The organism is Methylobacterium sp. Leaf361 (assembly GCF_001424445.1).
Taxonomy (GTDB): domain Bacteria; phylum Pseudomonadota; class Alphaproteobacteria; order Rhizobiales; family Beijerinckiaceae; genus Methylobacterium.
Window position 1 is genome coordinate 134,129 of sequence record NZ_LMPY01000023.1, and the last position, 13,320, is coordinate 147,448.

The 13,320-nt window shown below is 73.3% G+C and carries 8 protein-coding genes; 6 read left to right on the top strand and 2 right to left on the bottom strand.

The annotated features are described in order from the left end of the window. Window positions 1-16 precede the first annotated feature (16 nt). The 4 genes from ASG32_RS16540 (at window position 17) to ASG32_RS16555 (ending at window position 5,695) form a co-directional block, all read left to right on the top strand. Complete coding sequence (locus ASG32_RS16540) at window positions 17-1,516, top strand: M81 family metallopeptidase (RefSeq protein WP_056528204.1); 1,500 nt, start codon at window positions 17-19, stop codon at window positions 1,514-1,516. A gap of 120 nt (window positions 1,517-1,636) precedes the next feature. Then, window positions 1,637-2,707, top strand: coding sequence for a malate/lactate/ureidoglycolate dehydrogenase (locus ASG32_RS16545; protein ID WP_056528207.1), 1,071 nt, complete (start codon window positions 1,637-1,639; stop codon window positions 2,705-2,707). A gap of 107 nt (window positions 2,708-2,814) precedes the next feature. Next, window positions 2,815-4,125, top strand: coding sequence for an MFS transporter (locus ASG32_RS16550; RefSeq protein ID WP_056528209.1), 1,311 nt, complete (start codon window positions 2,815-2,817; stop codon window positions 4,123-4,125). Between the two features lie 46 nt (window positions 4,126-4,171). Further along, window positions 4,172-5,695, top strand: a complete 1,524-nt coding sequence (locus ASG32_RS16555; protein ID WP_056528212.1) for an altronate dehydratase family protein — start codon at window positions 4,172-4,174, stop codon at window positions 5,693-5,695. Between the two features lie 143 nt (window positions 5,696-5,838). Here ASG32_RS16555 and ASG32_RS16560 read toward each other — a convergent pair whose 3' ends face one another. After that, window positions 5,839-6,885, bottom strand: a complete 1,047-nt coding sequence (locus ASG32_RS16560; protein ID WP_056528215.1) for a saccharopine dehydrogenase NADP-binding domain-containing protein — start codon at window positions 6,883-6,885, stop codon at window positions 5,839-5,841. 141 nt (window positions 6,886-7,026) lie between these two features. On the opposite strand from ASG32_RS16560, the gene ASG32_RS16565 reads away from it, so the two are divergent. Together ASG32_RS16565 and putA are read left to right on the top strand one after the other, a co-directional pair. After that, window positions 7,027-7,839: a hypothetical protein gene (locus ASG32_RS16565; RefSeq protein ID WP_056528218.1), complete on the top strand. Its 813-nt coding sequence runs from the start codon at window positions 7,027-7,029 to the stop codon at window positions 7,837-7,839. Window positions 7,840-7,941: 102 nt separating this feature from the next. Further along, on the top strand, window positions 7,942-11,628 hold the full coding sequence (gene putA / locus ASG32_RS16570; protein WP_056528221.1) for a trifunctional transcriptional regulator/proline dehydrogenase/L-glutamate gamma-semialdehyde dehydrogenase: 3,687 nt from the start codon (window positions 7,942-7,944) through the stop codon (window positions 11,626-11,628). A gap of 16 nt (window positions 11,629-11,644) precedes the next feature. Here putA and ASG32_RS16575 read toward each other — a convergent pair whose 3' ends face one another. Beyond that, window positions 11,645-13,237, bottom strand: a complete 1,593-nt coding sequence (locus ASG32_RS16575; protein ID WP_056528224.1) for an ABC transporter substrate-binding protein — start codon at window positions 13,235-13,237, stop codon at window positions 11,645-11,647. Window positions 13,238-13,320 lie beyond the last annotated feature (83 nt).

A 13,320-nucleotide genomic window follows, 5' to 3' on the forward strand; every position in this document is an offset into this window, starting at 1 on the left:
AGAGGACCGACCATCGATGCGCCTTGCCGTCCTCCAGTTCACGCACGAGACCGTCACGTTCCTGCCGAACGACACGACCCGGGACGACTTCATCTATCCCGGCTCACCGGCTGCCGGGGCCGCGCTGCTCGCCACCGATCCCAAGGGCTACATGGGCGGCTTCGTGCAGGTGGCGCGGGAGTACGACGGCGTCGAGCTCGTGGGGATCACCTCGCCGCTCTGGCCGCGCACCGGCACCGCCTCGGGCTGGATCACCGCCGACGCCTACGCGCATTTCCTCGGGCAGATGGTGGTGGAGCTGCGGATGCAGGGCCCGTTTGACGGGGTCTATCTCGCCCTGCACGGCGCGATGGCGGTGCGCGGCGTCCCCAGGCCGGAGGCCGACATCGCCCGGCAGGTGCGCGCCACGGTGGGCGAGGGGGCGATCCTAGTCGGGACCTTCGACCTGCACGGCAACGAGGACGCCGCCTTCCTCGACCACGCCGACATGGCTTTCGCGGTGAAGTACTTCCCGCATTACGACGGCCACCTGCAGGGGCAGCGGGCCGCTCGGATGCTGGTGCGCGCCGTGCGCGGCGACTTCCGGCCGGCGCACCGGACCCTCAAGGTGCCGATCCTCTCGCCGACCGTCGTGCAGTGGACCGGCGCCGCACCGTGGTCCGACCTCGTGCAGCGGGCCCTCGTCTGGGAGGCGCGCGAGCCGGACCTGTACGTCAACGTCTTCTTCGGCTTCCCGTGGGGCGACGCCCCGGACGGCGGGATGACCGTGCAGGCGATCACCGACGACGACCCGGCCCTCGCCGAGCGGGTGGCGCGGGACGTCGCGGATTTCGCGTGGCGGCAGCGGCGCGCGCTGCTCGAGACGACGCGGATCCACACGATCGCCGACGGCGTGCGCCTCGCCCGGGCGGCGGTGGCGGAGGGGGCCGCCCCGGTCGTCCTCGCCGACCACAGCGACCGGTCGGGCCGGGCGACCTGGCTGCTGCGCGAGATCCTTCGGCAGGGCCTCGCCCGCACTCTCGTCGCCACGGTGGCGTCGCCCGACATCGCGGCGGGGTCCCTCGCGGCCGGCGACCCGTTCGACGCGCCGGTCGGCGGTGGCGGCGACCCGTCCGCGGGCGACCCAGTGCGCATCACCGGGACCGTGCTGCGCGTCGTCGCCGCGCCGGAGCCCGGCGTCGCCGGCAGCGGCGGCGGAGGCACCTGGATCTGCGTCGCGTTCGGGGTCGGCAACGTCCTCGTGCTGAGCCCGCAGCTCGCGCAGATCGTCGAGCCCGACGAGCTGTGGCGGCTCGGCCTGGACCCGGCGGATTTCGACGTCGTGGCGATCAAGTCGCGGGTGCATTTCCGGCGCGGCTTCGATGACAGCGGCTACGCCCGCACGATCCTGCTGGTGGAGCCGCCGGAGCCGTTCCTCGGCACGGTGCGCCTCGATCACCTCGCCTACGCGCAGATGCGGGCCGCCGACTTCTTCCCCTACGGCGACCCGCCCGGGCCCGTCCCGTCCGACCCGTGACCGGTCCGGCGGAGACGACAGGTGGCGGCCGCCGTCACCCGCCGGTGCTCGCCCCGCACGTGCGAGGGCGCTAGGTTCATCCCGCACGCGCTCGGTGAGGCGCGGCGAGGGAGAGACGGGATGCGGATTCCGGCCGACAGGCTGACCGCCTACGTGCGGGACATCTTCGTGCGCGAGGGCTGCGCCGAGCCGGAGGCCGAGCGCATCGGCCGCTTCCTGGTGGCGGCGAACCTCACCGGCCACGACAGCCACGGCGTCGTCCGCGTCACCCGCTACGTCGAGTGGCTGCGCGCCGGCGAGGTCGAGGCCGGCCGCACGCCCGAGATCGTGACCGACGCGCCGAACTTCGCCCTCGTCGACGCCCATTACGGGTTCGGGCAGACGGCCGGCCCCGTCGCCGTCGATCTCGGGATCGCCAAGGCGCGGGCGAACGGCGTCGCGATCATCGCCCTGCGGCATGCCGGGCATATCGGCCGGATCGGCGAGTGGGCCGAGCGGGCGGCGGCGGCGGGGCTCGTCTCGGTCCATTTCGTCAACGTGGCGGGCAGCCTCCTCGTGGCGCCGTTCGGCTCTGTGGAGCGCCGCTTCTCGACGGCGCCCTTCGCGGCCGGCTTCCCGGTTCCAGGAGGCGACCCGATCATCCTCGACTTCGCCACGTCGCTGGTCGCCGAGGGCAAGGTGCTGGTCGCTTCCCGTGGCGGCAAGCCGCTGCCCGAGGGCGCGCTGATCGAGCCGGACGGCCGCCTCAGCGCCGACCCGGCGACCCTGTTCGGCCCGCTGGAGGGCGTCGAGCGCGACAACCAGCGCGGGGCGGGTGCGATCCGGGCCTTCGGCGAGCACAAGGGCTCCGGCCTCGCGCTGATGTGCGAGCTATTGGCCGGCGCGCTCACTGGCTCCGGCACGGCCGGGCCCGGGCAGCGGCGGATCTGCAACGGCATGCTGTCGATCTACGTCACGCCGTCGGCCCTCGGCACCGAGGACGCCCTCGCGGCCGAGACGCGGGCCTATCTCGAGTTCTTCAAGAGCGCCAAGCCGATGCCGGGCGCCGAGGTCCTGCTGCCCGGCGAGCCGGAGCGGCGGATGCGCGCCGAGCGCCTCGCCGAGGGCGTGCCGCTGCCCGAGCCCGTCTGGGAGACCCTGCTCGCCGCCGGCCGGCCGCACGGCCTCGACGGCAACGCCTACCGCACCTGAACCGGGAACGATCCGGCACGACACCACGCTCGGCGGCGACCCCCGGCCTCAACGGGGGCGCCGCACGGACCGGGGACGCCATACCCGGAAGACGGGAGGAGCCCACGATGCCTCGCTTGCGCTGGCTCATGATCGGCCTCTGCATGGCCGCCAACGCCATCAACTACATCGACCGCGCCAACTTGGCGGTCGCCGCGCCGTCCATGTCCAAGGAACTCGGGCTCGACGCCACCGACATGGGCCTGATCCTGTCGGGCTTCTTCTGGACCTACGCGATCATGCAGCTGCCCTTCGGCTACGTGGCCGACCGGGTCGGCGCGCGGCTCTCCCTCGTGGTCGCGGTGGTCTGGTGGTCGGCCTGCACGGCGCTGACCGCGGTCGGACGGGGGTTCCTGTCCCTGCTCGGCCTGCGCATGCTGCTCGGTATCGGTGAGGCCGGGGCCTACCCGTCCTTCGCCAAGGTCGCGGCCTCGTGGTTCCCGCGCAGCGAGCGCAGCTTCGCCAGCAGCATCTTCGACAGCGGCTCCCGGGTGGGCTCGGCCCTGGCGATCCCGCTGGTCTCCTGGGTCATCGCGACGCTGGGCTGGCGGGAATCCTTCGTCGTCACCGGCGTGCTGGGCTTCGTCTGGGCGGTGTTCTGGATGTGGCTCTACCGCGAGCCCGAGAACCACCCGAAGGTGTCGCCGGAGGAGCTCGCCCGACTGCGGGCCGCGCAGGAGCGGCCGAAGACCGTCGACGCGGCGGACGCCCAGAACCAGGTGCCGTGGCTGTCGCTGTTCCGCTACCGCACGGTCTGGGGCATGATGGCCGGGTTCTTCTGCCTCAATTTCGTGATCTACTTCTTCATCACGTGGTTCCCGACCTACCTGGTCAAGGCGCGGGGCTTCTCCCTTGCGGAGCTCGGCACGCTCGGCAGCCTGCCGGCCCTGGCGTCGATCCCCGCGGGCTGGCTCGGCGGCTTCGCGTCGGACGCGCTCTACCGCCGCGGCTGGAGCCTCACCGCGGCCCGCAAGACCTGCCTCGTCGGCGGCATGCTGATGTCGTCGGTGATCACCCTGTCGATCATCGCGCCCAACATCTACGTGGCGCTGCTGTGCTTCGCGGTCGCCTACGGCAGCCTCGCCTTCACGGCGGCCTCGATCTGGGCGCTGCCAGGCGACGTGGCGCCGACCCCGGCCCACGTGGCCTCGATCGGCGGCATCCAGAACTTCGCGTCGAACGTCGCCGGGATCGTGACGACGACCTTCACCGGCGTCATGCTGACGGTCACCCAGGGCTCGTTCGTGATCCCCCTGATCGTGGCCGGCGGGTTCTGCCTGTTGGGCGCCTTCATCTACCTGTTCGTGGTCGGCGAGATCGCGCCGCTGCCGGTCCGCGACGCTCGCGCCCCGGCCCTGCGCCCCGAAGCGGCGCGGTGACGGCGCGGTGACGGCGACTGGCGCGACGGAATCCGAGGAGAGACCGATGTCCACGTATCCCGTGATCACCCTCCGCCCCGCCGACGGCGTGGCCGTGGCCCGCGGCGCCATCGAGCCGGGAACGCCGGTCGCCGACAACGTCGCGGCGGCGGAGCGGATCCCGGCCGGCCACAAGGTCGCGGTCCGGGCCCACCGGAGCGGCGAGCCGGTGACCAAGTACGGGCAGATCATCGGCTTTGCCAAGGCGGACATCGCGGCCGGCCGCCACGTCCACGTCCACAATCTCGGGATGGGCGAGTTCGCCCGGGACTACGCGTTCGGGGTCGATGCGAGGCCGACCCAGCTGGTGACGCCGCCCGCGACCTTCGAGGGCATCCGCCGCCCCGACGGGCGCGTGGCAACGCGCAACTACGTCGGCATCCTCACCTCGGTGAATTGCAGCGCGCACGTCGCCGACCTGATCGCCGACGCGTTCCGGCGGCACCCGATCCTCGGCCTCGACCCGCTCGCCTCCTATCCCAACGTCGACGGTGTCGTGGCGCTGACCCACAAGACCGGCTGCGGCATGGCGATGGGCGAGCCGCTCCGGCTCCTGCGGCGGACGCTCGCGGGCTACGCGCGGCACGTCAACTTCTCTCATATCGTCATGATCGGGCTCGGCTGCGAGGTGAACCAGATCGGCGCCTTCCTGGAGGAGCAGGGGCTCGGCGACCGGATCCGCAGCATGAACATCCAGAGCCTCGGCGGCACCCGGAAGACCGTCGAGGCCGGAATCGAGTTCGTGACCGGCATCCTGGCCGAGGCGAACGTGGTCCACCGCGAGCCGGTGCCGGCGAGCGAGCTGATCGTCGCCCTGCAGTGCGGCGGCTCGGACGGGTATTCGGGCGTGTCGGCCAACCCAGCGCTGGGGATCGCCAGCGACCTCGTGGTGCGGAACGGCGGCACGGTGATCCTGTCGGAGACCACCGAGACCTACGGCGCCGAGCACCTGTTCACCCGCCGCGCTATCAGCCCGGAGGTCGGCCAGAAGCTCGTCGACCTGATGCACTGGTGGGAGGAGTACACCCGCAAGGAGGGCTCGGAGATCGACGCCAACCCGTCGCCGGGCAACAAGGCCGGCGGCCTGACCACGATCTTGGAGAAGTCCCTCGGCGCCATGGCGAAGGCCGGCAGCACCAACTTGGTCGACGTGCTGCGCTATGCCGACCCCGTCACCGCCAAGGGCTTCGTCTTCATGGACACGCCCGGCTACGACCCGGTCTCGGCGACCGGTCAGGTCGCGGGCGGCGCGAACCTCGTCTGCTTCACCACCGGCCGCGGTAGCGTGTTCGGCTGCAAGCCGTCGCCCTCGATCAAGATCGCCACCAACTCGGCCATGTACCGTCGACTCGAGGAGGACATGGACGTCAATTGCGGCACGATCCTCGACGGCGCGGAGAGCGTGGAGCAGGCCGGCCACCGGATCTTCGACCTCATCCTGCGGGTCGCCGGCGGCGAGCGGACGAAGAGCGAGCAGTTCGATTTCGGCGCGTCGGAATTCGCCCCCTGGCAGATCGGCGCGACCGTGTGAGGGAGCGGCGCGCGCGCTCCGCCGTCATCGCGAGCGCAGCGCGGCGATCCGGGGAGGCGAAACTTCGGTGAGCGTGGCGCAGCCCTGGATTGCTTCGCTGCGCTCGCAGAGACGGCCATTCCGACCGCCGTGCAGGCCTCGTCTCAGAGGTCGGTCCGGACCACGTGCGGGAAGCTCAGGATGAAGTCGGCGCCGAAGGCCGTGACCGGCGTGTGGAAGCCGGGCGCGACGGTGCCGGCGGCGACGCGGCGGGCCGCCTCCAAAGCGGTCCAGACGGTGAGCGTGTAGCCCTCAGGCGTCTCCATCCGGCTCGCCGCGCGGCGGCCGGCGCCGTCCCAGGCCTCCGCCAGGAAGGTGCTGCGGGCCTTCTCGCGCGCGGCGGCCGAAGGGCCCTCCGGCAGCCGGTCGATGCCGCGGTTGATCAGGCGCTGGGCGGTGCCGCCCGCGATGATCCGCCGAATGCCGGCGGGCAGGCCGGCCGCCGCAGCCATGGCGGGGAAGGCCTCGAAGTAGACGTCGATGTTCGGGACACCGGTCGAGTACCACGCGCTCGACACGTCGCCCCAGCCGAGCCCGACGGTCCGGCGCGGTCCCATTCCGAAATCCGCGGTGGCGCGCGGCGGGCTAGGCAATTCGACGATGCGCCCGTTCCGGCGCACCCGCGTGCCCCAGGCGATGCCCTCCACCATGGTGCGGGCCGTGCCGCGGCTGAAGCCGCCGAACCCGCCGATGGAGATGCGCAGATGCGTCGCGCCGGGAACGCGGCCGGCCACGTGGGCGGCGAGGCAGTCGCTCGGCACCACGTCGAAGCCCACCGCCGGCAGGAGGACGATGCCGGCCGCCTTCGCCTCGGCATCCTTGGCCGCGAGGGCCTCCAGCACGGCGATCTCGCCGGTGATGTCGACGTAGTGCGCGCCGGCCGCGAGGCAGGCCTCGGCCATCGGCCGCGCCGTCCGCGAGAACGGGCCGGCCGCGTGGATCACCGCCGCCACGCCCGCGAGGGCGGACCGCAGGCCCGCGGCATCGTCGAGCCGCGCGGCCCGCATCTCGAGGTTCAGCCGGGCCGCCAGCGGCCGCAGCTTCTCGGGATCGCGCCCTGCCAGGATCGGGCGCAATCCCTGCCCGACGGCGTGCGCGGCCAGGAGCTGCCCGGTATAGCCGGTGGCGCCGTAGATCAGGATCGCGGTCATCCCGGCGTTCTGACACCGCTTCCGCCGGTGTCAAAGCGCGCGCCGCGTCGCCGTCCCGGATGCTAGGGCTGCGCCGATCCGATCGTCCCGCGGCGGGGATCTGACACCCTCCGTCCCCGCCCGAACAGGAGCCGAGGCACGATGTACGAGCGTAACCTCCCGCCGCGCGCGCGCCGCGCCAGCCGCAAGATCGGCTGCCTTGGCGCCGTCCTCCTGGGCCTGGCCGCGCCCGCCCAGGCCGGTGACGGGCCGGTGGTCCTGAAGGCGCCGTCCGACGCGAGCCCCGGCATCGCCGCCATGCCGCAGATCGCCGCGCCGGCCGACGAGGCCGAGCGTCGGATCAACGCGGCGCTGAAGCGCCTCGACGCGCGGGCCCTGAAGGCCGAGCAGGCGTGCAAGGATCAGGGCGGGAAGAACAGTTCCTGGGAGCGCTCGGTCCAGGCCCCGATGCGCGGCCCGCGCTTCCTGAGCTTCGTCATCTTCGACAGCGGGTTCTGCGGCGGCGCGCACCCAAATAGCGGCACGATGTCGATCGTCTACGATCTCACCACCGGCGCCCCGGTCGACTGGACGACCCTGCTGCCCAACTCCCTGACCGGCAAGCTCGCCCTGGCGGAGGGCCCGGGCGGGACCAAGATGGTGACGCTCGCGTCGAAGAGGCTGCACGCCCTCTACCTCGCGGGCTATCGTCCGAAGACGGGCGATCCGAAGGCGGACGACGCCGACAAGGAGTGCCGCGAGGCCGTCGCCGAAACTTATGACGGGCAGCCGCCGGCCATGATGGCGTGGCTCGACGCCAAGACCGGCGGCCTCGCGGTGCAGTTCGACCTCGCCCACGTCGTCCAGGCCTGTGCCGACCCGGTGGTGATTCCCGTGGCGACGTTGCGTCGGGAGGGTGCGCAGCCGCTCCTGGCCGTCGCGCTGGAATCCGCCCACGCGCAGGCCTCGAAGTGACGCGATCGGCCACAGCGTGTTCGGGCTCGACGCGGGCCCCCGACGGTGTAGCGTGAGTCCGCGACGGCGCGATGCCAGCGCGCCGTGTCCGAGGGGCGGCCCATGTCCGGATCCGGCGTAGTCGACGAGGCGGCCGCGGCGGCGAGCGAGCCTTTCGGCGCGTTCGCGGCCGGCCTGACGGACCTGTCGCCCCTGCGGCGGACGGTGGTCGCGGCCTGCCGGCGGCCCGAGCAGGACTGCGTGCTCCCGCTCCTCGAAGAAGCGCGCCTGCCGCCCGAGGCGGCTCGGCACGTCGCCGAGGACGCGCGGCGCCTCGTCGAGACCCTGCGGCGCCAGGGCACCCGCGGCGGCGTCGAGGGGCTGATCCACGAGTACGCGCTGTCGAGCCAGGAGGGCGTGGCGCTGATGTGCCTCGCCGAGGCGCTTCTGCGCATCCCCGACGCGGCGACGCGGGACGCGCTGATCCGCGACAAGATCGCCGGCGGCGACTGGGCCGCCCATCTGGGGCACAGCCCGTCGCCCTTCGTCAACGCGGCGACCTGGGGCCTGCTCGTGACCGGCAGGCTCGCGGCGACCCGGGACGAGGCCGGCCTGTCCGCCGCGCTCACCCGGCTGATCGCCCGCGGCGGCGAGCCCGTGATCCGCACCGGCGTCGATCTCGCCATGCGGATGATGGGCGAACAGTTCGTGGCGGGGCGGACCATCGCCGAGGCCCTGCGGCACGCGGCGCGGCTCGAGGCGAAGGGCTTCACCTACTCGTACGACATGCTCGGCGAGGCCGCCGTGACCGCCGAGGACGCCGAGCGCTACCGGCGCGCCTACGCGGACGCGATCGCGGCGATCGGCGCGGCCTCGGCCGGGCGCGGCGTGCTCCGCGGCCCCGGAATCTCGATCAAGCTCTCGGCGCTCCATCCCCGCTACGCCCGCGCGCAGCGCGACCGGGTCCTGTCCGAACTCTATCCCCGCGTGCGGGACCTCGCCCGCCTCGCCGAGGGCCACGGCATCGGTCTCAACATCGACGCCGAGGAGGCCGACCGCCTCGACCTGTCGCTCGACATCCTGGAGCGGCTCGCCGCCGAACCCGACCTCGCCGGCTGGGACGGGCTCGGCTTCGTGGTCCAGGCCTACGGCAAGCGCTGCCCGTTCGTCATCGACGTGCTGATCGACCTCGCGCGGCGGTGCCGCCGGCGGCTGATGGTGCGCCTCGTGAAGGGCGCCTACTGGGACAGCGAGATCAAGCGGGCGCAGGTCGACGGTCTGGCGGATTTCCCGGTCTTCACCCGGAAGGTCCACACCGACGTCTCGTACCTCGCCTGCGCGCGCCGGCTGCTCGCGGCGCCCGACGCGGTCTTACCGCAATTCGCCACCCACAACGCGCAGACACTGGCGAGCATCGTCGCGATGGCGGGCCCGGATTTCCGGCTCGGTCAGTACGAGTTCCAGTGCCTGCACGGCATGGGCGAGCCGCTCTACGAGGCCGTGATGGCCGACGCCGTCCTGCAGCGGCCCTGCCGCATCTACGCGCCCGTGGGCACGCACGAGACCCTGCTCGCCTACCTGGTGCGGCGCCTCCTGGAGAACGGGGCCAACACGTCCTTCGTCAACCGGGTCGCCGACGAGGCCGTGCCGGTCGCGGACCTGATCGCCGACCCCGTCGCAACCGTCGAGGCCGCGCCGGATCCCGGCGCGCCGCATCCGCGGATCGCGGCCCCCCGGGCGCTCTACGGCCCGGCCCGCGCCAACGCGGCCGGGCTCGACCTCGCCGACGAGGCGGAGCTCGCCCGGCTGTCGGACGGGTTGGCGGCGAGCGGCCGCACCGCGTGGCGGGCGGCACCCTCGGGCGCGGACGACGCGGCGGCCGACGAACCCGTCCACAATCCCGCCGACCGCCGGGACATCGTCGGCTTCTACCGGGCGGCGACGGCCGAGACCGTGGCGGTCGCCGTGGCGCGCGCGCAAGTGGGCGCGGCCGGCTGGGCGGCGACGCCGGCGACGGCGCGCGCCGCCTGCCTGCGGCGGGCCGCCGACGCCTTCGAGGCGCAGATGCCGCCGCTGATCGGCCTCGTCGTGCGGGAGGCGGGCAAGACCTGCGCGAGCGCCGTCGCGGAGATCCGCGAGGCGGTCGACTTCCTCCGCTACGCCGCCGCGGAGGCCGAGCGGACCCTCGGGGAGGCACACGCGCCGCTCGGTCCGGTCGCCTGCATCGCGCCGTGGAATTTCCCGCTGGCGATCTTCGTCGGTCAGGTCGCGGCCGCCCTGGCGGCGGGCAACACGGTCCTGGCGAAACCCGCCGAGGAGACCCCGCTGATCGCGGCCGCTGCCGTCCGCGCGCTGCACGCGGCCGGGATTCCCGTCGAGGCGCTGCACCTCCTGCCGGGCGACGGCCGGGTCGGCGCCGCCCTGGTCGAGGATCCGCGCGTGCAGGGCGTGATGTTCACCGGATCGACGGCGGTGGCCAAGGGCATCCAGCGAGCTCTGGCAGAGCGGCTGAACCGTTTCGGCGAGCCGGTGCCGTTCGTGGCCGAGACCGGCGGCCAGAACGCCCTCGTGGTCGATTCCTCCGCGCTCGCCGAGCAGGTGGTGGCCGATGTCATCGCCTCAGCCTTCGATTCCGCCGGGCAGCGCTGCTCGGCGCTCCGAATCCTGTGCCTGCAGGAGGAGATCGCCGACCGGACGCTGCACATGCTGAAGGGCGCCCTGCGCGAGCTGCGGGTGGGAGACCCGCGGGCCCTGCCCGTCGATGTCGGGCCGGTCATCACCGCCGAGGCCGCCGACCGGGTCGTCGGACACGTGACGCGGATGCGCGCGCGGGGCTTCCCGGTGGAGCAGTTTCCCCTGCCGCCCGAGGCCAGCGCCGGGACCTTCGTGCCGCCGACCCTGATCGAGATCGGGGCCGTCGCCGATGTCGAGCAGGAGGTGTTCGGGCCGGTGCTGCACGTGCTGTGCTACCGCCGCGACGGCCTCGACGCGCTCCTGGCGGCGATCGACGCGACCGGCTACGGGCTCACCTTCGGGCTGCACAGCCGCATCGACGAGACCATCGACCGGGTCCTCGATCGCGTGCGGGCCGGCAACCGCTACGTCAATCGCAACATCATCGGCGCGGTGGTCGGCGTGCAGCCCTTCGGCGGCTCCGGGCTGTCGGGGACGGGCCCGAAGGCCGGCGGCCCGCTAGCCCTCGGCCGCCTGCTGCGGCGCGCGCCCGCCGCCGCCCGCGACGGGCTGCCCACCGACGACGGGGCGCTGCGTCCCTACACGGCGTGGCTGCGCTCGCGGCGCCGGCACGACCTCGCGGACAGGCTCGAATCCGTCCGCTATCCCGGCCGCGCCGCGATCGCGCCGGCCGGTCCCGTCGGTGAGCACAACCTGTACGCGCTGCGTCCCCGTGGGCGCGTCGCGGCCGTCGCGGCCACCGAGACGGCGCTGCTGCTTCAGATCGGCGCGATCCTCGGCACGGGCAACGCGGCCGTCGTCATCGGGCCGGACGGGCGCGATCCGGTCCTGGACGGTCTGCCGGAAGCGTGCGCGGCGCGGGTTGCCCGGGCGCCGGACCTCGGGCGCGCGGGCGCGATCGCCGGGGTCCTGTTCGCGGGCGACGCCGACGACCTGCTGGCCCTGAACAGGGCCGTCGCGGCCCGCGAGGGCGCGATCCTGCCGATCCAGGCCCGCTGCCCGGAGGCGCTGGCGGCCGGCGATCTCTACGATCCGGCCGGCCTGGTGGAGGAGGTCACCACCACGATCAACACCGCGGCGGCCGGCGGCAATGCCAGCCTGATGAGCGTCGGGTGAGCTCGCATCTGCCCGGTCAGGCCGACCGGCGCAGGTTCCAGAACAGCGGCAGCCCGGTCAGCATGCCTTCGAGGTCGCGCCGGTAGGCGGTTGGCTGGAAATACTGGCCGCAGGGCAGGTAGGCGCCGACCTCCAGCGCCCGCGCCTGGATCCGCGCCGCCAGGGCACTCTGGGCGTCGAGGTCAGGCGCGTCGAACCACGCGCCGCGCAGTTCCTCCAGGGGCGCGTCGGTCAGCCAGCTCGGCACGCCGGCCCGGCCGTTCCCGCGGGCGGCCAGATGGTAGGCCGGCGAGAGGTGGTCGAGCCCGCCGGAGAAGATGCCGAACATCGACCAGCCACCCTGGTCCAGGGGCTTGGCGTTCAGGATCCGCTGGTTGACCGTCCCCCAGTCGGTGGCGACGACGTCGAGGTTCATCCCGATCTTGCGGCAGGCATCGGCCATCACCTCGCAGATCGCGTTGATCCGCGGCACGTCGGTCCCGGAGAGCAGCACGACGCGCTCGCCCTTGTAGCCCGCCGCCGCCAGCGCCCGCTTCGCGGCGGCCAGGTCGCGGGGGGCGGTCAGCGCTTCCATGCCGGCCGAGGACGCCATCGGCCCGCCGGCCGTGAAGATGCCGACGGGCCCGCGCCGGATCGCCGGATCGCTGCCGGCGACGGCGTCCATCATCTCGGTCTGGTCGACGGCCGCGAGCAGCGCCCGGCTGATCGCGGGATTGTCGAAGGGCGGCAGGGTGTGGTTGAGGCGGATCTGGCCGATCAGCCCGGCGGTCTCCACCAGATCCACCCGCACGGCGGGCTGGCGGTTCAGGTCCGGCACGAGATCGACGAGGGGCTGCTCCCACCAGTCGATCTCGCCCGAGCGCAGGGCGCCGGCCGCGGTGGCCCCGTCGGGGATCGTGCGCCACTCGACGCGGTCGAAATGCGCGATCCGCGGCCCCGCCGTGAAGCTCGGCGTGCCGTCGGGGCGCGGTCGATAGGCCTCGAACCGGCGGTAGACGTTGAGCGAGCCCGGGACCCGCTCCTCGGGGACGAAGCGGAACGGGCCGCTGCCGACAATCTCCGGCACCGGCTGCGTCGCGGGCGTCGCGCTCAGGCGCTCCGGCATGATCACCGGGACGTAGGAGGTCGGCTTGGCCAGCGCGTCCGGCAGGAGCGGGAAGGGCCGCTTCAGGCGGAACTGCACCACCGTGTCGGAGGGCGCCGAGAGTTCGTCCACCGTCGCGAACAGGGTCCCGCCGTAGGCATCGCGCTGCGCCCAGCGCTTCAGGCTCGCCACCACGTCGCGGCCGAGGACGGGCGTCCCGTCGTGGAAGCGCAGGCCGTCCCGCAGGGTCAGGCGCCACGTGAGGCCGTCGGACGCGACCTCGTGGCCCGCCACCATCTGCGGCTGAGCGCGGTAGGCGGTGTCGAGGCTATAGAGCGTGTCGAACACCATCAGCGCGTGGGTGCGCGTGACGTAATTGGTGGTGATGATCGGGTCGAGGAGCGCGAGGTCCGCGTAGGGGACGAACCGCAGGGTCGTCGCGGAGGCCGCTCGGACCAGGGCCGGCCGGGCGAGAGCCCCGGCCATCAGGGCTCCGGCGCCGGTCAGCAGGGTGCGTCGCTTCATGAATCGATCCCGGTCACGGCGGCGTCCGATCTGGCCGCAAGCCAGGTTCGCGTGCAAGTGGTGCGCCACTGCCGCGCTTCGAT